Here is a 21,901-nt window from a genome sequence, read left to right as displayed (position 1 = left end):
TAACAATTTGAAAAAGAGGCAAGGGAGCAGGGGGAAGAGAGCAAAGGGGACAAAACAGAAAGGGGATTCAACCCACCTGTTGCGCTAGCTTCCCGTAGGGTACAAGAACCACTTATATCATGTCCGGTCAAAGACTTATCATTTAGACCGCAGGGGGCAGGGAGCAGGGAGCAGGGAGCAGGGGGAAAGAGACTTTTCCGATTTTTGCACAGATCCGGTAATCATAAGTGATTAACCGGACTTGATATTATAAAGAAGTGGGTGGATTCAGACCTATGTTTTGCTCTGATTCCCGGCAGCAGGAAGAGGTCATTTCCCCCTGCCCACTGCCTCTTTATTGAACTATGCAGGTTAAAAGCGTATCAGCTTCTCCACAACATTCTCTAACTCTGATACCATTTTCTGTAATTTCCTGCTTGCTAAAAAAATTAGTCGAATAAAAATTAAGTACTTAGATAAGGAAGAGTGAAATGGGACTTAGCGACGGACTTTTGAACCCGACCAAAAAGGCTATGGTCATAGATGATTGTTGCAACATGATTGAAGGACAGCTTGCATCAAAATCAGGCATGAGCGGCATCGCTTTGAAAACTGCCTTTGCTGCTTTAAAGGGGGTTAAGCCAGGGTACATTCCCCATGTCGTTGAGCAGATATTACCGCAATGCTTTACAGCTCTCGATCCCATCTGGAGTCAAGGCGTAGAGAAAGGCGACCCAGTTGAATATCTGAGTACGAATCGCTCTGATACAGCAGATGCACTACTGGGTGTTACTGATGCGAGAGTCAAGAACTCAAACCGCCAAATCGTGCGAGGAACTTATGAAAAACTTCGCGGTTCAGCCAAAAAGTACGTAGAAGAAGCAGTGCCAGACTTAGCCAAAGTAATCAATAATTACACTAAGGTCTGAGCCAGAGAAGTAGAGACGCGATTAATCGCGTCTTTTAGATTAATCGATCGCGCAGCGTCTCTTCTGGAGAATTGCCTTTTTATATCACTCGATCGATTAGTTTAATTGTCTCGTCTGGCAAGGTGATGTTAATCCGGCGATGCATAATTTTTCGCTCAGTTTTGCCCATCAAATTTAATATACACATCTAAAGCAATACAGTTCAGACCAGCTCAAGAAAGTATCTAAAAATACTGCCTAACGCTTTTGCTCTCACTCATTTCTCTGGTTGTTCGACATGAAGTCAATGGAATCCACTGTCGAGCTATTTTCGTTTGCTTTAGTATCGTTACGCAAAAAAAGCGATAATGCTATAGTAGTATGGGAATCCAGCAAGATTTCCCTAAATTTATAGCATTTGAATCTAGAATAGATACTCAAATGTCTGAATAATATAGTTGGAGAGGTGTCCGAGCGGTTCATGGTGACGCACTCGAAATGCGTTTTGGGGAAACTCAACGGGGGTTCGAATCCCCCCCTCTCCGTTCAAAAAATTACTGAAAATTTACTACAATGTGGCTGAAATTTGCCTACCTTTAACAAGAATATTGAGCAACTTGTCTGTTCATTTGCAAGTGAGATAGGATTATCGCTTAATATTTACGTAGTCAAATATTTGCTAAAAAGCACTAAAATATACACCAGGAATACAGATTTTTGGGATAAACTAATGCCATCGTGTGAGGAGTGAACGATGGTAGATCGCAGCTTGGGGCGAGTATTCTCATTTAGTCTGATCAGCATTTGTTTATATCTGGGTATTAGTATAGGAGTCATTATCCGGCTTGGGCAATCACAGCGATTAAACGCTGCTACTACACCTACTGAGCCTGTGCGATTTCCATTAGCTATTCCTGAACTTACGCCATCAACAACAAAACAACAAACCTTTCCAAATACTATTACCATCAAAGCCGTTGGAGATATTATTCCCGGCACTAATTTCCCTAACTATAGATTACCCCGCTTTCGAGATCAATTATTACCAAAGTCAGTGAGAACTCACTTACAAGGATCTGATATCTTGTTTGGTAATTTTGAAAGTAGCCTAACTAATTATCCCTACACTGCCAAAGATATTAGTCGAGGACAAGTCTTTGCCTTTCGCTCTCCACCTGCATACGCCCAGCTTTTTGCTGAGGCTGGTTTTAATGTGTTCAATATGGCAAATAACCATGCAATGGACTTTGGCCCGGTAGGGTTCAAAGATACAATGAAAAATCTTCAGGCTGTGGGCATTGCAACATTAGGTCATAAAAATCAAATTCTTTATTTGAAAGCTAAGAATATCCCCGTAGCGATGGTCGGGTTTTCTCCTTATGAAATGTATAATTCCATCCATAATTTAGGAGCAGCTAAAGCACTTGTGGCAGAAGCCAAAAATAAAGCCAATATTGTAGTAGTATCGATGCACGCTGGAGCGGAAGGAACGGGGGCACTAGACGTTAAGAATCAAACAGAGTTTTTTTATGGAGAAAACCGAGGTAATGCGATCGCGTTTGCTCGAAACATGATTGATGCAGGAGCAGACTTAGTACTAGGACATGGGCCTCACGTTCCCAGAGCGATGGAAATTTATAAGGGAAAAATCATTGCCTATTCTTTAGGAAACTTTTTGGGATATCGGACTTTATCTATAAAATGCCCAAACAGGTGACTCAATGATTTTAGAAGTCAAACTCAACTCAGCAGGAGATTTGGTATCAAGTAAAATTATTCCCGTTCGGATGGATCGGCAGGGAATTCCTCATATCGATCGGAGTTTTCAAACTGTGAGACTTATGCGTTATTTGAATAATCAAGCTTTTCCCAAAAATCCGGTAAAGATTAATAAGAAGGGGGAAGTTGTTGTACAGACTAGGCTCGATCCTTCCTAAAATAATTACTAATTCGGAATTAGTTAATAGGAGTAAGCTCTGTGCTAAACTCACCGCGCTGCTTCACCAAAATCCCAAATTGAAAATTTCAAATTGACTAGTTATTGTCATCTTGTGGCTTTTCCTCAAACTTCTGAATATTCTGGGGTTGACTATTAGTCGGTGAATTTTGGTTTTCCAGTGTTGGTACTACCACAGCAGAAGGATCTGATTGTTTGGATTTTGTTGGTGGTGCTGGTGCTATAAGTACAGGTTTTGATGGACTTACGGGTTGAGGGGAGGCAGGATTTTGACTCTTAACGGGTAAGTTATTTTGTGGGAATGGCAATGGTGCGGGGGAAGCATTTTGCTCATCTCGGAATGCCCGTAGTTTTTTCAGTAGCGAGGAGGGTGTGGGTGAAACGCTAGGTGAAGGTGTGGATTGTTCGGAATTACCGCGTTGCGATTCTCTTGTAGGGCTGCTGGTAGATTCTTCTTGGGAAGAACGACGATTGCGGCGACGCTTGGAATTAGAGCCAGGTCCTGTTTCCGTTCTTGAGGTAGTGTTAGTCTCTTCACCTCTGGGTGAAGATGTACTATCAAAATTAGGTGCTTTCGCGGCTGGTTCTTGAGTTGGCTGTTGAAAAGTCGGCTTGGCGGTCGGCTGCTGCTGAGATTTGGGTAATATACTCGCGATCCCAAAACCTGCTGTAGCAGCAACTAGGGCTACACCCATACCAATAAATATCTTAGACGATCCTAGCTTTTTAGCCAGTACGGTTTCCTTGGCGATGCCTGGGTTGGGTTGCGCCAACACAGATGGTTTATGAATAGAATTTTGGGCTGTTTTCCCAATTAAAGTTGCTGCTTGCTGGGCTGATAAATTGACAGTTGGCACTGCGTAAGTGGGTAAGACTTGCGATGTTCCATTCACCTCATTTCCAGGTAGCAATTGCAGCCATTCAGCAACTGTCGCTGGTCGAAAACGAGACTCTACCGCCATCCCACGCATTACCGCCTGGTTGACAGCAGCACTCAAGTGTGGTTGCAGTTCGCGGGGGGAAGGCATTTGTTCGCGATCGCGCAATAATGCTGGCATGGGAACTTGGGCTGTCAACAGTGCATACAAAGTTGCTGCCAAACCATAAACATCCGTGGCGGGTGTACGCGCCGCTTGCGTCATATACTGCTCAATGGGAGAATAACCCTCAGAAACCAGACCTGTGTGAGTTTGTCTGACACCGCCATTAAATTCTCTGGCAATACCAAAATCAATCAGTACTACTTCCTGTGTTCCTTGACGAAGAATAATATTATCTGGTTTGACATCGCGGTGTAACAAACCGTTGTTGTGTACTACCTGCAACGCTGCCCCAATTTGCCGGATATAATGAATTGCTGTGGCTTCAGGCAAAGTTATCCCTGGTAATACAAATGCGTCTCCCAAGGTTTCACCAGGAATGTATTCCATCACCATGTAAGGCAGTCCAGCTTCCACAAAAAAGTCACTAACTCGGACTATATTTGGGTGAATACACGTAGCTAATCGTCTGGCTTCATCTTGGAATTGGCGCTCGAATTTGGCAAAATCAGGATGTTGTCGCAGCCGTTCGTTGATGGTTTTCATCACCACCTCCTGACCCAAGTAGTGATGCCTAGCTTTAAAGGTAATGCCAAAGCCACCCCGCCCTATTTCTTGAATTAGGGTATATTTTCCATCCTGCAAAATTGTGCCTGCTAACATAAAGAGTCCTGAGTCCTGAGTCCTGAGCGAGCAGATAAGTAGCGAGTCCTGAGTCTTGAGGGATTTCCCAAAAATTTTCCCATATTTTTATCAAGGAAGGCAGGAGGCAGAGGGCAGGAGGCAGGAGGAAAACTGCCCGACGCTCGCGGACTCGCTAACGCTGCGCTATCTACCTCCTGCCGCGACGCCTTGGGAGCAGGGGTTTAAGACCTCACCGTTTATACGGCGCTTACAATTGGGAGGGGTCTGAATCCTTTCCCAATTGTTCCTTCAGCATAGCTGCCTCCTGCCTCCTTCAACGGGCAGGGTTCTTGCCTGTCTATTTTACGGGATGATTTAGTTGTTGGAATTCCTGAAGTGAGAAAGACCTCCCCATGAGCACAACAGTTTTATCTTTCTCAGATGATAACGCGGGAGTGCAGCAAGCCTAAAGCGGAAGATGGGCTAAAGCTATTTTTTGGATTTGATAAAAGTCATTTTCAGAAAAGCTATTAAAAGCCAAATTCATCAATTGAATATCTGACACGATCTCAACAAAACTTGAGAAACTGCATTTGTGAGCAAAAAATCTAGGTTTTTAGGATGAACCAGCATAAAAACCTAGATTTTTGATACATCTGCTATATGTGAATTGGGTAACTCAGTAAAATTACATACTTTTATTGCTTTACAAAATTAGCAACTTGTTAGATGATGGCAAAGAAAGGGAAAATAATTAGTAAAAATCTAGTTTTTTACTCTCCGTAGTTGTGTGAAAACCCTGTAATTACAAGGCTGAAGTTGGTTTGAGTTTCTCTCATTACCTTAGCTGGAAGTAACAAAATGGCAACGCTACATACCTCACACATCTCAGAAAATTCCGCAGTTTCCATCTCCTATATTCATAGTCTAGTCTTCATCGATATGGCGGTTGAAGACTATAGCGATTTAGTCAATGGTGTGCTTCCCAATAGTCAAGTGTTCGTGCTTGACTCGATACAGAACGGTGTTGAGCAAATTACGAAAATTCTGGCGAGTTGGGCAGACGCGCAGCGACTTGTCGTTAGACATGGCTGGAATTTGGCTAACATTCATATTGTGTGCCACGGTGGCCCAGGTTGCTTACAATTGGGCAATACCCATTTAGGAATTGATACCCTCGACGAATACAGCCAGCAACTCCAACAATGGCAGAAGATATTTTCCACCTCTGGCAAAGCCGATAACCCTAGCAACTTACTTATCTATGGTTGCAATGTAGCTTTGGGTGATGCAGGGACAGAATTTGTAGAAAAACTGCACCAACTCACAGGAGCGAATATTGCTGCTTCGCGTCAGCGAATTGGCAATGCAGCATTAGGTGGTAACTGGGAGTTAGAAGTTCGCACCGCTGATATGGAAGTAAATCTGGCGTTTGCAGAAACGACGCGAGAAGCTTACGCAGGAGTACTAGCTAGGTTCACAGTGAATAATACCGGAGATACGGATGATGGGAATGCGAACAACGGCATCACCACACTGCGAGAGGCAATTAACTTAGCCAATGCTACTCCTGGGGATGATACGATTAGTTTTGGAGGTGTATTCACGGATAACACCCCAGATGTGATCACCCTTACCTCTGGACAACTAACGATTACCGATGATGTGACTATCTTGGGGAATGGGGCATCTCATCTGATTGTGAATGGCAATAATGCCTCCAGGGTGTTTGAGATATCGGGCATAGGAACAGATGCCATGATTGATGGTTTGACCGTTGCTAATGGTAATATCAATACTAATTATTACAATGGCAGCGGTATTTTAGTCGATGCCAGTACTATTCTTAAGCTCACTAACAGCACTGTCTCCCGTAATACGGGAGAGGGCATCTATAACTCTGGCATCCTCAACCTAACGGGGAGCAGTGTCTCTGGTAATACAGGAAGCGGGATCATTAATAATCTTGACATTGCCTTCCTCAACCTAACGGGAAGCAGTGTCTCTGGCAATACAGGAAGCGGTATTTCCAACTTTGGTGGTACAGTCAGTCTAACTAATAGCAGTGTCTCTAGCAATACGCAAAGCGGCATCGCTAATGATGTTGGTGGCAGCCTTTATTCTCTTTATTCTGGTTTCGTTAGTCTCACCAATAGCAGTGTCTCTAACAATAGAGCAGAAGGCATCTCTAACGTAGGTAGCTTTCTTAAACTTACCAATAGCAGTGTCTCTGGCAATAAAGAAGGGGGCATTTCTAACTCATACTTCTCTGAGCAGAATTTTGATAGATCAAGTTCAGCAATCTTGATTAACAGTACTGTATCTGATAATAAGGCAACCTCTGACGGTGGCGGCATTTATAATAATGACACCCTCACCCTTATCAACACCACGATTGCCAATAACACAACTGACTCAAACGGCGATGGTACTGGCGACGGTGGCGGTGTTTTTAACGATAGTGGTGGAACTATCACTGTTGGGAACACCATCATTGCAGGCAACTTCGATAAGTCCACCTCCGCAAATATCTACCCCGATGTGGCTGGAAGCTTCAACGACTCAGGCAATAACCTGATTGGTAATAACACTGGTAGCACCGGATTGACCACCAGTAACCTCGTTGGCAGCAGTGCCAGCCCCATTAACCCCAAACTCGGCCCTCTACAAAATAACGGTAGTGCAACCTTTACTGATGCTTTACTTGCCGATAGTCCCGCTATTAACGCAGGCAATAATTCTCTAGTTACTGGTAGTGTTACTACTGACCAAAGGGGCACCGGATTCAACCGAATATCCGGCGATACAGTGGATATTGGCGCTTATGAAGTCCAGTCCACTAGCCCACCACCTGTTAATACTGACACAGTAGTGACTAATACTAACGATTCAGGAGCAGGATCGTTGCGGCAGGCTATTCTCAATGCCAATGCTACTGTTGGGGCAGGTACCATTACCTTTGCGGGCGTGTTCACCGATGCCACCCCAGATATCATTACCCTGACCTCTGGGAAATTGACGATTAACGACGATCTAACTATCTTGGGAACTGGGGTATCTAACCTTACCATCAGCGGGAATAATGCCTCTGGCGTGTTCGAGATATCAGGTACAGGAACAGATACCAACATTAATGACTTGAAAATTGCTAATGCTAGGGATGCCTTTGGTAGTATTCTGCTCAATAGCAATGCCAGCCTTAGCTTGACCAATAGCACTGTATCTGACAATAGTGGGTCGGTAGGCGGTATCTTTAACAGAGGTCGCCTTAGCCTGACTAACACTACTGTCTCTGATAATATTGGGTCGTCATTAGGAGGCGGCATATTTAACAGTGGCAATCTTAGCTTAACGGGAAGCACTGTCTCTGGTAATACAGGATATACTTATGGTGGCGGCATCTTCAACAAAGGCAGTCTCAGCCTAACTAACAGTACTGTCTCTAGTAATGACCTATCCACCGTATTATATTATGAGCGCGAACCTGGCACTTATTTAATAGATAGCTATGGCGGTGGCATCTTTAACACAGGCAACCTCAGCATAACGAGAAGCACAGTCTCTAACAGTGATGCGACTTACGGCGGCGGCATCTTTAACCAAGGCACCTTCAACCTTAACAATAGTACTGTCTCTAGCAATAGCTCCTACAAAGAGGGCAATGGCATCTCTAACAAAGGCACCCTTACTCTCATTAACAGCACTATTACTAATAATTACATCAGACCAGATTATATTATTGGTGAGGACGGTAAGCTGCAGAAGTATTATGACGGCCAGGGTAGAAGCGTTTTCAATGACTCTGATGGCACTGTCATTGTTGGCAACACTATCATTGCAGGCAACTTCGGCTTACAAGGGGATGTTTTCGGTACTTTCAGCGACCTTGGCAATAACCTGATTGGCGATCGCACTGGTGGTACTGGCTTTACTATCAGCACACTCCTCGGCACTAGCGCCAACCCCATTGATCCCAAACTCAGTCCGCTGCAAAATAACGGCGGTGCAACCTTGACTCATGCCTTACTTGAGGATAGTCCTGCCATTAACGCGGGCAATAATGCCCTGATTCCAGCACGTATTACCACCGACCAACGCGGCACTGGATTTGACAGAATATCTGAAGGTACAGTTGATATTGGTGCATTAGAGTTTAACGGTCTGATCGGAACCACTAGCGTTGATAATCTAGTAGGCAAGAACTACGGTGACATAATTAATGCTAAAGCTGGGAACGATACTATCACAGGTAATCAAGGCAACGACATCCTAACTAGTGGCGGTGGCAAGGATCAATTTGTTTACAACTTAGGTGATGGTGTTGATACCATCACTGATTTCGATGGCGTAGGTAAAGGCTCAAATCCCTCGGCAGCAATCATTGGCGAATTGGATACTCTCAAATTCCAAGGTGCTGGATTGACTGCCCGAAATCTGCTACTCACCCAGAATGGTAGCAATCTAGAAATCACTTTTGAAGGGGCGGCTGATGATAAAGTTATCCTGCAAAACTTTTCGCTAGAAAAGCTAGACAACCTATCAACGCTGGGCAATATCCTGTTTGATGGGCAAAGCAGTATTAGTGACAGCTTTGATGTCTTCGATGCCAACTCTACCCAAAGTACAATCTTCAACAAAAACACAGTCACCTTTCTCAATGACCTAAACAACAATGTCAATGGTTTTGACAACTCATCTGATGTCATTAATGGTCTGGGGGGTGATGACAGCATTGATGGCAAGAGTGGTAACGACCTACTACGCGGTGGTACAGGTAACGATACGCTACTTGGTGGTGCTGGTAATGATACCCTTATTGGTGGTGCAGGTAACAATAGCCTCGTCGGTGGGGCAGATGATGACATCCTCTTTGCTGGTGACTATAATAATACCCTGACTGGCGGTAGCGGTAATGACCAGTTCATCTACCAAGCCTCTAGCACTAATCATACGATTACTGACTTTAATCAGAGCGAGGATAAGTTAGTCCTTACTGATGTGTTTAAGAGTCAGGGCTACAGTGGCAGCAATCCCATCTTAGATGGTTACCTAAAGTTTGTGCAATCGGGTACTTCTACACAAGTTAATGGTTATTTCGATAACACCTTGGCGACTTTGAATAATTTCACGGCTACAAATCTGGTAGTCGGTACTAACGTCATCATCTAGTGCTCAGTTCTAGTCTGTAGTGAAAAAGCATGCTGTTGCTGTTTGAGCCTAGAATCCCCACCCTTGAAGGGTGGGGAGTATGTCAAAGTTGCCGCACTAATGGCTGACCATCTTTAACTTCACCAATCAAAACTAAATCGACACAGTTAACGAAGATACCATTTTCCAGAACGCCGGGAATGTTATTCAATGTCTTTTCTAGTCCGGCTGGATCTTCAATAGAGTCAAATCTGACATCTAAGACAAAGTTGCCTTGGTCAGTAATTACTGGCCCAGCTTTTTTTACACCCATGCGGAGTTCTGGTTTGCCACCAAGTTTTTTGATGGCATTGGTTACAGGAGTAATTGCCATTGGAATCACTTCCACGGGCACAGCAAAACTGGAACCCAAGCGTTCAACTAACTTGCCACTGTCTACTACGACGATGAACTGTTCTGCTAGGTAGTCTACGACTTTTTCACGGGTATGTGCTGCACCACCGCCTTTAATCAAATTTTTCTGCGGATCGACTTCATCTGCGCCATCAATGGCAATATCGATGTGGTCAATAGCATCCAAGGTGGCGAGAGGAACACCGTACTGCTTCGCCAGCACTTCTGACTGAAACGAGGTAGGTATACCAATGATATCTTTGAGTTCACCAGACTTGAGGCGATCGCCCAAAAACTGAATCGTATATGCTGTAGTTGACCCCGTACCCAACCCGACAATGGAACCAGACTTGACTAGGGCGGCGGCGGCTTTGCCAACTTCTTGCTTCATCAACTTTACGGGATCTGCTGCTGCTGTCATTCCCAAAACTCCTGAAAAACTGACTATAGTCCATAGTAGTGGGCAGATAACGCCAAAACATCAAAGGTAAAAAACAAGTTTTTGCTGATTTCTACTCCCTTGAGGATCAAAACCAGCTAACGCACTACGTAGCTATGCAACATTCCCTAGCCCAAATTCGTCATTAACGTAAGATGAAATTTTGCGTTAACTCAGTAACGTAGTTTTTTAAATTCACGTTAGCAGCTACAAGTGGTTATCATGATGCGTCAGCTTTCAATTACTCTATCTTTAATGGCACTACTACAAAGCTTGCCAGCAATTGCTCAAGTACCAGAATCTACTTCTGGAATACCAGCTGATTCCATTCAACAGGTAACTGCTGCTAAATGGATGACAAACTTTCCCGATGGCAAGTTTTATCCAGAAAGGTTACTGAGTCGGGCAGAATTAGCCTCGATTATGGTAAAAGCATTTCGCCTAGATAAAAGAGAAGCTGTTACCAAAGAAAATTTAAGTATTCCAGATGTTCCTCGTTCTTATTGGGCATTTAATGATATACAGACAGTCCTAAAAACTGACATCATGAAAGGCTATCGAGGCAATGAATTCTTCCCTAACCAAAAGGTGACAAGGGCAGAAGCTCTAGCTATTTTCGCCCAGGCTTATGGTGTATTTCAGTTTCCTGATGCCGCTGTGAATGAGATTCTAGCTTCACATCCAGATGAAAAGTCTATCCCAGCTTGGGCTAGAAAAGCGATCGCTACAGTAGCTAGTGAGGGATTTCTGAATACAGATGCTCAAGGCAATATTTCCCCATTAAAACCCGTAACCCGTGGGGATATGGCTTATGTATTGAGTAAATATTTGCAACGACAACAGCAACAACCCGAAACACCAGAAGTTCCGATGATTCCAAATAGCCCACAATCACCTTAGCTAGACTTTATCAAGCCAACGTGCTTAAAATCAGTTTTGACCCGGACTTCTATACTTGTCTCGAAGTTGGCGAAGAAGATATAAGGAATTAGACTGTGTTGGTTGCTGCGTCACATTATTTCCATAATTAGATTGTGGTGGTTGGGTCGGTTGCTGCAAGCCATAATTCCCATAATTAGATTGTGGTAATTGGGTCGGTTGCTGCAAGCCATTATTTCCATAATTAGATTGTGGTGGTTGCATAATCGGCTGCTGTAAACCATAATTCCCATACACCACAGGGTTTGTGGGTGTGACAACACTTTGACTCGGACTTTGGCTAGAATAAGGTACAGTATTACTTGGTGCTACATTAGGCACTACTTGACCGTTATTTAAATTATTGTAGGGATTTTGCGGTAAGTTCGTACCCGTAGTTAACCCATTATTAGGCAATACCTGACCGTTATTTAAATTACTGTAAGAATTTTGTGGTAAGTTTGTACCCGTTGATGTGTTGCCTGTCCCAGCAGTTAACCCAGTGTTTGGTGGAGAATTCTGACTAGTTAAGCTATTGATGGGTGGCATTAGGGTTGTTCCTGGAGCGGAGACTTGCCCCAAGCCATTTGTCTGAGTTGCAGTGGTACCATTGAAGTCAGACAATTTCTGGTTTGTCGATTGATTAAGCGCTGCTTGCAGAGGGTTAATAGAGAGAGAATTTTGATTTTTATTGGTTTGATTAGTGAATCCAACACCCAGGCTAGAAGATGTTTGGTCTGCCCCTGTTGGTTCAGACGCCGCATTTAAGGTTTTAAGACCTAGAAACTGGTTACTACTATCAACTGTTCCAGTACGCAATAAATTGTCTGTTTGTTGGACAAAGAGATTTTTCGGGGTTGGAGAGGTGTCGCCGTTAACACCTAAACCAGGATTTAATTTGGTATTACTATCAGACTTTTGTTTGTTAATTACATCATCTAATAAGCCTTTGCTCTTTTTTGCCTCAGTCTTTTCTTCAGGCGCATTTGCGCTTAATGAGAGAGTTGCTTGCTCAAAGTCATTAAATAAAACTGGTAGGTTATCAATATCTGCTGCAATAGCTTTGTTTTCTTCTGACAGGGAAGAATCAGCAGACTTTTGTAAAACGACTGGTTTTTTTTGCTTATAAACGAAAATATCTGGGTTTGACCAGTATTCCCAGGTTGCTAGCCCAACTACAGATAAAAAAATCGCAGTTCCCCAAAAACCAGGTCGCCCTAGATTCCATAACCTGGCTTTTAGATAGCGTAAGTAGGCGGGAGGATAATGACGATTTGGCATGGGATTGGTAATTGAGATTTACTATAAATTCCTAAAATCCCCAAAAGAGGGATTGCTGTTTGATGCTTTTACTTGCTGGGAAGGAAATGTCTCAACTGAAATTTGATTGTGATTTTATCGTAACTTCTCAAGAAATTATTAGTCATTATTTAAGTCAAAAATTTACTATAGCGGTTCTCGTTTTGGTGCAGTACAGTTTTGACCTCTCTCCAAACCTCTCTCCTAAGAGGAGAGAGGCTTTGAATCTTACTCCCCTTCCCTGCTAGGGAAGGGGTTGGGGGTTAGGTCTGTATTGGACTCAACTGCAAACCGCTATAATAACTATTTTATACTAATTTATACTAGACCGTTTAGTTTAAAAAATATTTTTGAGTCTACCTCTGCCTCCTGCCTCCAAACCCATAGCTTTGTACTTCATGCAAAAGAAAACTGCTGTATTTGTGTGCTGAATAATGTTTTTATCAAGATCGTTGCTTTTGTTTACCCATGTTTTTATTTCTGGGCAAAATATAAATTTTTTCCGTATACAGACTCCGTTTAAAGAAACAATATACAAAATTTCCGTGTAATTCACCCTGATATTTAGAACTTTTGCGAATATCATTCACTAGCGATACTCCACTCTATCGATAGCTGTACAGACACGCTCCTAACTTCTTCTTTGCTTATGCTATACAAGCACCATCAACAAAAGCTGTTGAGATGGGTTGCATTGTTCCTAATTGGAACATTTCTGCAATTTTTGTTTTACATCCCGACACCAGTCTTATCCCAAAATTCCAATAGCTGTAGCAATATTACAGCCCCGCTCACATCTGAAGAACAAACTTATGCTCGTGCGGCTTGGCAGTATTTTGTCAAAAATTATCAGCCAGCAACGGGATTTACCAATTCTACTGGGGGTTATCCTTCAGGTACACTCTGGGATATGGGTAACTACCTGATGGCATTGAATGCTGCACGATGGTTGAATCTTACCGATCAAGCAGATTTTGATTCCCGCCTCAATAAGTTTTTGACAACTCTCAACAGCTTGAAGTTATTTGAAGATGCTTTGCCCAATAAAGTCTATAACGCAGCTACTGCAAAGATGGTTGATTATGGCAACAATCCACTAGAACAGGGTATTGGTTGGTCTGCTTTGGATATTGGGCGAATACTGGCTGCGTTTGATGTTATCCGTACCTGCGATCCTCAATATAATGACTGGCTCAAAGGAATTGTAGCAAAATGGCAGGTTGGGCGATCGCTCAAAGATGGACAACTTTTTGGCGCTACTGTTCTCCCTGACAAGAAAACCTTACTAGTGCAAGAAGGACGACTCGGCTACGAAGAATACGGCGCTAGGGGTTATCAACTTTGGGGTTTCTCAGCACCCAAGGCTATTGCTTTAGAACCGTTTAAGTTAGTTGAAATTAATGGTGTGCAAATTCCTGTTGATAGCCGTGACTTTCAAAGTACCAACGCTAATAATTACGTTGTGAGTGAGTCTTATATCCTTGATGGGATTGAATTTGGCTTGCAAGGTGAGTTAGCTGATTTTGCTGCCAGGGTTTTAGATGTGCAAAAACGGCGTTTTGATACCACAGGTCAGTTAACTGCGGTAACAGAAGATAATATCGACCAAGCACCTTATTTTCTCTACAACACCGTTTACGCCAATGGTGCAAATTGGGCAACTATTACCGATGCCAATCAACCTTATCCCCAGTTTCGCAGCATCAGTACAAAAGCTGCTTTTGGCTGGCGCTATCTGTTTCCAGATAATGCTTATGCCCACAAAGTTTTTGATGCAGTCAAGGATCTCCGCAGTCCTGATGATAGCGGTTACTATGCTGGGATCTATGAAGAATCAAAACAACCCAACAAAGCTTTGACAGGTAATACTAATGGGTTAATTTTGGAGATTTTATACTACAAAGCTAGGGGAAATCGCCCTTTAATTGCTTCCACTTCTGCAAGTGTGTCTACTGGTAAGCCGAGTGAAAATGCTTCTTTAGCAACACCCTCAAATCAACCAAATTCTACTGGCAAGCCGAGTGAAAATGCTTCTTCAGCAACATCCTCAAATCAACCGAATTCTACTGACAAGCCGAGTGAAAATGCTTCTGGTGCAACACCTGCAAATCAACCGAATTCTACTGTTACAACTTTGATCGCAACCCCTGCGGATACTTCTAAACCTACAGAAGTGACCGTTGCACCTATTCCACCAGTGGATAGTCCCCAGCCATCATCTAATCTGAAACTAGATCGATCGCTAACGCCTGTTGAACGGCGCTATGCAGAGGCGGCTTGGCGATACTTTCAAGCAAATTATCACTCCCAGAGTGGGCTGATAGACGATCGCAGTGATTTCAAAGGTGCAACCCTCTGGGGATTGGGAGATTATCTCGCAGCACTCCACGCAGCGCGATCGCTCGATACAATTACCCCCAAAGAATTTGACCAGCGTACCCGTCATCTCTTAGGAGCTTTGACAAAGTTACCGTTATTTGCTGGGGAATTGCCAAGTCGGGGTTATGATACCAAAACTCTCCAACCAGTCGATTATGGTGGAAATCCAGTTCCAGAAGGAAACGGTTGGTCAGCTTTAGATTTGGGTAGAATGCTGGCAGCGCTGTACAACTTAAAAAGCTGTCATCCAGAATATACGGCTGCCGTAGATAAAATTGTGCTGAATTGGTCATACTTGCGTGTGGTGCGCGAAGGTATTCTTTCTAGTGCCACCGTTACCAAAGAGCAAGATGGGCGATATCTCACCCGCGTTAACCCCGAAACTCGCTTGGGTTATGAGGAATATGCCGCTCGTGCTTTTCAATTATGGGGGTTTAATCTCGATCGTTCTGCTGTTGGGGGTGAATATCAAACTACCTCAGTGGAGGGACTGAAAGTCCCAATTCAACGCCATCGCACAGATACTAATTCCAAAAACCAATACACAGTTAGCAATCCTTTTGTACTCTATGCATTGGAGTTTGGATTAGATCCAAAAATGCGATCGCTCTTTGAACCAATTTTTCAAGCACAAGCTGAACGTTACCGTCGCACTGGCACCCTCACAGCCTCAGCCACCACCTTAATCGATCGTAAACCTTACACTGTCCACAGTACAATTACTGGACAAGGTGAGTCTTGGGTAGCTTTAGGAGATAACGGTAAACCAGTACCAAAGGGGCGATTGGTAAGTACAGCAGTGGCTTTTGCCTATAATGCCCTGCTTCCAGACAATAAGTATAGTCAACAGTTACAGGAAGGAACGACTGACTTATATAATCCATTAGTTGGATTTTATGAGGGCTTCTATGAAACCACCGGCAAAACAGCAGTTGGTTTCACCAGCAGCACCAACAGTATGATTTTGCAATCCTTGCTATACAATTTGACAAATCGACAACCCTTAATTCGTCCGATTACCACTATGAACTCCCTTTGGTGGCAGACAGTTACTAAGGGAGATTCTGGGCGAGGTCTACCAAACGGCGCCACACAACAAACCAACTTAACTTCTGATAGTTCTGGAAGTTACTGGGTTTCAGATAGTCAAAAGGCTCACCTAGTAACTGGCACAAAATAAGACAACTGAAACCCTGTGTTCTAGAGCATCGATTCAGTAATCAAAAACCTAACCCCCCAGCCCCCTTCCCTAGAAAGGAAGGGCAGGGTGGTTTCATACGAAAAAAGAAAAATACATAAGTCTTGATTTTTCGTGAAAGTGGCATGGCTTTTTCCCTCACTTCCATTCCTCTCCCCCACGGGGGGAGAGGCTTTGAAACCCAGTTTTAGTTTTTCTCTACTTGTATGAAACCACCCTGCTTCCCTACTAGCGTTGGGGGAGCTAAACTCCCCTCTCCTCGCAGGAGAGGGGTAGGGGGAGAGGTTCTTCGAGGATTACTGAATTGGTGTTCTAGGGTTGCCCTCTCCCAATTTTGGGAGAGAGAGGGGCTGGGGCTGAGGGCAAAACTCATACAGTCAGAAGATTTCAGCTTAAGTTGACACCGAATAATTAATAAATTGCCCCTACAGTGTGTAGTTTTGCATAAATCTTAGTAATACCAAAATCCTTGTAGAGACATAGATCAATTGAACAACGCTAATTTTGGGTTGATCGAGAAAAATTTGTTAGTTACAAATTTAACTAGGGAATACTTGTTTTGATAAGGATGTAGATACATTAACTATTGAGTACTAAGATGACTTCAGTTTCCCTTACAAACTTTTCTGGTAACAGCCGCTCATTACTCAAAAAAAGAACGCTGTTGTTCCGTTATCTAGCAGAAATCAATTTGATTTTTGGTATCTGGTATTTGCAATGGCGCGTCACCCATTCCATCAATTTTGATGCCCTCTGGATCTCGATTCCTTTGCTGATAGCCGAGATTTACAGCTATTTCGGTGGCGTAATGTTTGTAATTGGGTTGTGGCGACCTTTAATCAGACAAATTAAGTCTCTCGACCAGATGACCCCACCTCTACCCAGATCCGACTGGCCAACAGTGGATGTGTTTGTCACTTGCTACAACGAGCCGACAGAAATTGTCGAAGAAACTGCCAAAGCTGCTCTAACAATCGATTACCCGCCAACAAAGTTACGTGTTTATGTGCTGGATGATGGTAACTCGGCTGATATGCGAGCGATGACAGAAAGATTGTGTATTGAAGATTTGCAGTCACCACAATTACAGCTAGAAGCGGAACGGATTGATGCAGAACATTCTTGTTTGTTAGAGCGCTTGAAGCAACTGGAAAATCTGACACCTAATACTCAAGCTGCCGAACAATGGCTGCAAACATCATCAGAACCAGTGGTTAACCAGTTTGCTACTGAATTTGTGCAAAGTTTGCGATCGCTGATTCTTTGGCTACCTCCGACTCATCAAAGTATTAGCGATCGCCTAATTACCGAACGGAAAGCTTTAGAAGAAGCCATTCACAAAAAAGAACTAGAACTAGTTGAACTCGCTCGTTTTCGTTACATTGCTCGTCCTAAGACGCCTGGTGTAGCACATCATGCCAAAGCAGGCAATATCAATTATGCAATTTTTTCTGGAGAAACGTCAGGAAATTTTATTGTCACTCTAGATGCTGACCACATTCCCAAGCGAAATTTTCTCAAGCGAGTTCTGCCTTATTTCTACACCTATAATCTTTCAACAGGAAAATACGACCAGAATCAAATTGCTTTTGTACAGACCCGTCAGGATTTTTACAATATTCCACCAGGCGATCCTTTTGGACATCGAGCAAATTTATTTTATGGGCCGCTTCAACAAGGTAAAGATGGTATGAATGCTGCGTTTTATACGGGCACAAATGCAATTCTCAGACGTGAAGCATTAGTTAGTGTAGGACTGCAAAATTTTGCTGATGAATTTGCCAAAGATGAAAAACGTTTAGATGAATTTGATTTAGTTGGTGGGGTATCCAGTAATAGCATTACGGAAGATATGAATACAGCAATGCGTCTGCATAGTGCTGGTTGGAAATCTATTTATCATAATGAACTTTTGGCAGAAGGTTTAGCACCAGACGATCTAAGTTCTACTCTAAAACAGCGGCTACGTTGGGCACAAGGAACTATCCAAGTGCTAGTGAGGGAAAATCCATTGACAAAAACAGGGCTAACCTTTTGGCAAAGGTTGCAATATTTCAAGACGATGTATAGTTATTTCTCTGGTTTTGCAACTCTGGTTTTTATTTCTTGTCCAATTATTTATTTTTTTACGGACATTGTTCCAGTCAAAACCTACGGACCTGACTTTGCCGTACACTTTTTCCCAGCTTTTATTATTAACCGTCTGACTTTCCTTGCAGCTACTTGGGGCATTCCAGCTAGAGAAGTATGGCGCTCGGAACAATATGCGATCGCTTTATTCCCTTTGTTAATCCAAGCTGTATGGAGTGTATTCACAGGACAAAAACTCAATTTCCAAGTCACACCTAAGCAGCGGCAATCCGGGATTTATCTCCGGCTTGTTTGGCCACAGTTGGTTGTTTTTATCCTTACCATCTTGGGTATGTTATGGAGCCTTTATCAATTCGCAATTGGCCATTTAAATAATCCTCAGGTTCACCTGCTTAATGGTGCATGGGCTATCTATAATTTATTACTTTTGTGGGCTATCATCCGCGCATCTGTTTGGCAGCCTCCAAAACAAGTTTAAGAGGTAAGTAAAAAAAGCTGGAAAAGAGCAGGTGAATAAATAACTCATGACTGCTGACTTGCAAATCTAATTTAGAAAGAAAACAGCTATGAACACTTATTCGGACTCAAACAACTTTGGTCAGCGAACTGTCTTAACAATCTATGCTCATGCTGATGATGAAGTTTTACCTGCTGCTGGTACTCTCAGTCTAATGTCCAAAGCAGGATGGAATGTTCGTTGCTTAATTTTGACTGATGGCGGTCTTTCCAGTTCGCCTGTGAAGGGTACACGTCATCAAGAAGCAGATGCAGCTGGTAAAATCATCGGTGCAACTTATGAGTTTCATGCACTTGAGGAGTGCAATTTTTCAACACAAGCAGTGATTAAAGTTACTGAAGAAGCTCTTGGGCGTTGGCAACCGGATCTGATTATTACTCACGCACCACAACCCGAAAAATATGGACATAGAGATCATGAAGTGTGTGCGATCGCAGTTTCTAATGTTGCTACCCGCAAAAACATACCCTTGTGGTATTCAGCACCACCTGTTTTTTTGCGCGGTTTTGAACCCAACTTTTTTGTGGATATCACCTCTGTAATTGAAGAAAAAGTTGCAGCTATCGGTTGTTATGAATCAGAGTTAAATAAAGCATTTATGCAACTTGATGCCATACTTGTCCTGTCTCGCTTTTGGGCACGAGAGTTAGGTCAAAAAGACGGCTATTTTGAAGCTTTTGAAATTTCTCGTCAATGGGTTGATGCTAGCTTTTTTACTGCAATCGCAAATAATAGTAATCAGCAAGTAGTAAAAAAAAGCTAATTGCAGACTTTATCTATTGCCGTTTAATTAGGTCAATGCCAAAATATAACTACATAGTTCTCAAGCCAAATAATCGGAAAATAAAACCATGAATTTGAATGTAAAAGTACTAGAATTGTCTGGAATTTTAGATGGTATTAGAGGTAACGAACTACGTCGTGAAGTTAGCGGTCTTCTGGCAAACGGAGCCGATATTTTGTTGATCGATATGAAAGAAGTAAAGTTTATTGATAGCTCTGGGTTAGGTGCTTTAGTATCAGCAATGCAAATGGTACGAACTGCTAATGCTAAACTGTTTGTTTGTTCGATAAGCGATCAAGTCAGGATGTTATTTGAACTAACTAAAATGGATAGAATTTTTCAAACCTTTGCTGACAAAGATGAATTTTCTCGTCAAGTATTAGCAACACAATAAGCTGTTAATTAATCCAAAATTAAATATGCATAACTGACTATTCTAACCAAAGTTAACTTTTACTAAAGATAAGTCATCATCAAGATTATCTTGAGCATTTAAGGTGAGAATGTTCGCTAATAGTTGATTGAGATTACAGGTATTTTGACTATATTTGGTTAGTAAGTCAATGAAAGCATCGATTCCCCAAATTTTGCCATCTGACTGATTAATTTCATAAGCGCCATCACTAAAGATGTATAAAGTGCTGTTTTCTTCGACCTCGAAAACAGCATCCTCAAATTTAACTTCAGGCAAAAAGCCAATTGGTAAATCTAAAGAAGTTAGCTGTTTAACTTCAATCTTATTGGTGGAGGTATTAGATAACAGTAAAGCTGGTGGATGTCCGGCATTGGCATAAATGAGTTGACGTTTAAGGCGGTGATAAACTCCATACCAGATTGTGAAGTATTTATCACCGTGCTTGCTCATTTGGAAGGCATGATTAAGGGCTTTTAGGACTTCACTTGGTTGAGAAAAGTTAGTGTTCGGTAAAGATTGCGATCGCAAAACATTCAACACGGATACCGATAGGAGAGCTGAACCCACCCCATGACCAGATACATCTAACAAATAAATTGCCAAATGATCCTCGTCAATCCAATGATGGTCGAAGCAATCGCCTCCTAGTTGCGCTGAGGGAATAAACAGATTTTCTGTAGTTACTGCTCCTACAAGCGGTGAGGGTAAAAGCGATCGCACATAAGCAGCTGCCTCAGACAATTCGGCTTCCAAAATTTGCTTTTGGGTTTGCAAATCCTGATTGAGTGTCTCCAAAGCTTGCTTTTGACTTTGTAAATCCTGATTTAGCTGGTGTAACCTTAGTCCTGCTCTTACCCGTGCTTTCAATTCATTCATCTCTATTGGTTTAGAGATAAACTCATCCGCTCCAGCGTCAAGTCCCCTAACTCTATCTTCCTCCTCTCCTCGAGCTGCTCCCCTAGCCGTCAATAGAATAAAAAAAGTAGTTGCTAACTCTGGATTTGTTCTAATTCGACGACACACTTCTAGCCCATCTACCTGGGACATCATCCAGTCACAGATAATCAGGGCAGGATGTAGCAGTTGTGCTTGGATAATTCCTTCTTCGCCATTGCTCGCTACAGTAGTCTCATAACCCTGCCTTTGGAGTGTGCTTTTCAGTACTGCTCGCACTGTAGGGTCATCATCAATAACCAGAATTTTAAACATAAATTACAGTTTTCTAAGTAAAATGATCGATAAATAGTTACTTTAATTTAAGTTATATGCAAATTAGTTTTTAATGTATAGTAAAAATACTCAAATTAAATAAACTAATTAGCGAATATGATGATTTCACAATATTTTCTTAGTTAAGAAGTGAATAATAAAATTTCTCTCAAAGTCAACACAGACCTGACAGCTTCACCTCAAGTTTTGTCTTGGTTCGAGCAGATGAATCAACCACCTATCCCCAATAAACAAATTTGGTGGCAATGTCAAACGCTGATGATAGAAGGTTTTACTAACATTGTTGAACATGCCCACAAAAATTTACCTATTGAAACTCCGATTGAGATGGAGGCTATGCGGTTAGATGAATATATAGAAATTCGCATCTGGTCGCAAGGTGAAGCCTTTGACTTAGAACAGCAATTGCGCCAAACATCTGAATTTGAGGATAACGATCAAGAGCGCGGGCGGGGTTTAAAAATCATGTCCACCATTGCTGACAAATTGAGTTATGAGCCGACAGGAGATAATCGTTACTGTTTATTTATTAGTAAATCTTATTAAAGATGCCGATGAGAGGAGCAGAGAATCAGAAAATAA

At 42.5% G+C, this 21,901-nt stretch carries 12 protein-coding genes, 1 tRNA gene and 1 pseudogene; 10 read left to right on the top strand and 4 right to left on the bottom strand.

Translation table 11 applies throughout. The features are described 5' to 3' along the window. Positions 1-470: 470 nt before the first annotated feature. From V7K41_RS02290 to V7K41_RS02280, 3 genes and pseudogenes are all read left to right on the top strand, one after another. Positions 471-908: a DUF6918 family protein gene (locus V7K41_RS02290; protein WP_334845530.1), complete on the top strand. Its 438-nt coding sequence runs from the start codon at positions 471-473 to the stop codon at positions 906-908. Between the two features lie 439 nt (positions 909-1,347). Continuing rightward, positions 1,348-1,432: transfer RNA gene (locus V7K41_RS02285), tRNA-Ser, on the top strand. A 209-nt stretch (positions 1,433-1,641) separates the two neighbouring features. Next, a pseudogene (locus V7K41_RS02280) lies at positions 1,642-2,824 on the top strand (CapA family protein). Between the two features lie 97 nt (positions 2,825-2,921). Here the strand turns inward: V7K41_RS02280 and V7K41_RS02275 are convergent. Further along, positions 2,922-4,547: a serine/threonine protein kinase gene (locus tag V7K41_RS02275; RefSeq protein WP_334845529.1), complete on the bottom strand. Its 1,626-nt coding sequence runs from the start codon at positions 4,545-4,547 to the stop codon at positions 2,922-2,924. A gap of 822 nt (positions 4,548-5,369) precedes the next feature. Here V7K41_RS02275 and V7K41_RS02270 point away from each other — a divergent pair. Further along, positions 5,370-9,677 carry a DUF4347 domain-containing protein gene (locus V7K41_RS02270; RefSeq protein WP_334845528.1) on the top strand — a complete coding sequence of 1,436 codons (4,308 nt, stop codon included), beginning with the start codon at positions 5,370-5,372 and terminating at the stop codon, positions 9,675-9,677. Between the two features lie 82 nt (positions 9,678-9,759). Here the strand turns inward: V7K41_RS02270 and rpiA are convergent, their stop codons facing one another. Continuing rightward, positions 9,760-10,470 (bottom strand): ribose-5-phosphate isomerase RpiA, encoded by a 711-nt coding sequence (gene rpiA, locus V7K41_RS02265; RefSeq protein WP_099099407.1) that lies wholly within the window; start codon positions 10,468-10,470, stop codon positions 9,760-9,762. 243 nt (positions 10,471-10,713) lie between these two features. On the opposite strand from rpiA, the gene V7K41_RS02260 reads away from it, so the two are divergent. Continuing rightward, entirely contained in the window at positions 10,714-11,388 is a 675-nt protein-coding gene (locus V7K41_RS02260; RefSeq protein ID WP_334845609.1) for an S-layer homology domain-containing protein, read from the top strand. A 30-nt stretch (positions 11,389-11,418) separates the two neighbouring features. Here the strand turns inward: V7K41_RS02260 and V7K41_RS02255 are convergent, their stop codons facing one another. Then, the gene (locus V7K41_RS02255) at positions 11,419-12,687 is read right to left on the bottom strand and encodes a hypothetical protein (RefSeq protein WP_334845527.1); all 1,269 of its coding nucleotides are present in this window, start codon (positions 12,685-12,687) and stop codon (positions 11,419-11,421) included. A gap of 667 nt (positions 12,688-13,354) precedes the next feature. On the opposite strand from V7K41_RS02255, the gene V7K41_RS02250 reads away from it, so the two are divergent. The 4 genes from V7K41_RS02250 (at position 13,355) to V7K41_RS02235 (ending at position 20,068) form a co-directional block, all read left to right on the top strand. After that, positions 13,355-16,264 carry a DUF3131 domain-containing protein gene (locus V7K41_RS02250; RefSeq protein ID WP_334845526.1) on the top strand — a complete coding sequence of 970 codons (2,910 nt, stop codon included), beginning with the start codon at positions 13,355-13,357 and terminating at the stop codon, positions 16,262-16,264. A 616-nt stretch (positions 16,265-16,880) separates the two neighbouring features. Next, positions 16,881-18,851: a glycosyltransferase gene (locus V7K41_RS02245; RefSeq protein WP_334845525.1), complete on the top strand. Its 1,971-nt coding sequence runs from the start codon at positions 16,881-16,883 to the stop codon at positions 18,849-18,851. 88 nt (positions 18,852-18,939) lie between these two features. Beyond that, positions 18,940-19,653: a PIG-L deacetylase family protein gene (locus V7K41_RS02240; protein WP_334845524.1), complete on the top strand. Its 714-nt coding sequence runs from the start codon at positions 18,940-18,942 to the stop codon at positions 19,651-19,653. An 88-nt stretch (positions 19,654-19,741) separates the two neighbouring features. Beyond that, positions 19,742-20,068 (top strand): STAS domain-containing protein, encoded by a 327-nt coding sequence (locus tag V7K41_RS02235; protein ID WP_334845523.1) that lies wholly within the window; start codon positions 19,742-19,744, stop codon positions 20,066-20,068. Between the two features lie 42 nt (positions 20,069-20,110). Here V7K41_RS02235 and V7K41_RS02230 read toward each other — a convergent pair whose 3' ends face one another. Further along, the gene (locus tag V7K41_RS02230; RefSeq protein WP_334845522.1) at positions 20,111-21,298 is read right to left on the bottom strand and encodes a SpoIIE family protein phosphatase; all 1,188 of its coding nucleotides are present in this window, start codon (positions 21,296-21,298) and stop codon (positions 20,111-20,113) included. Between the two features lie 150 nt (positions 21,299-21,448). On the opposite strand from V7K41_RS02230, the gene V7K41_RS02225 reads away from it, so the two are divergent. Beyond that, positions 21,449-21,865, top strand: a complete 417-nt coding sequence (locus V7K41_RS02225) for an ATP-binding protein (protein WP_334845521.1) — start codon at positions 21,449-21,451, stop codon at positions 21,863-21,865. The last annotated feature ends 36 nt before the right edge of the window (positions 21,866-21,901 follow it).

The sequence above is a fragment of the Nostoc sp. genome (assembly GCF_036917415.1).
Classification (GTDB): domain Bacteria; phylum Cyanobacteriota; class Cyanobacteriia; order Cyanobacteriales; family Nostocaceae; genus Nostoc.
This window is presented reverse-complemented; position numbering and strand designations above follow the sequence as displayed.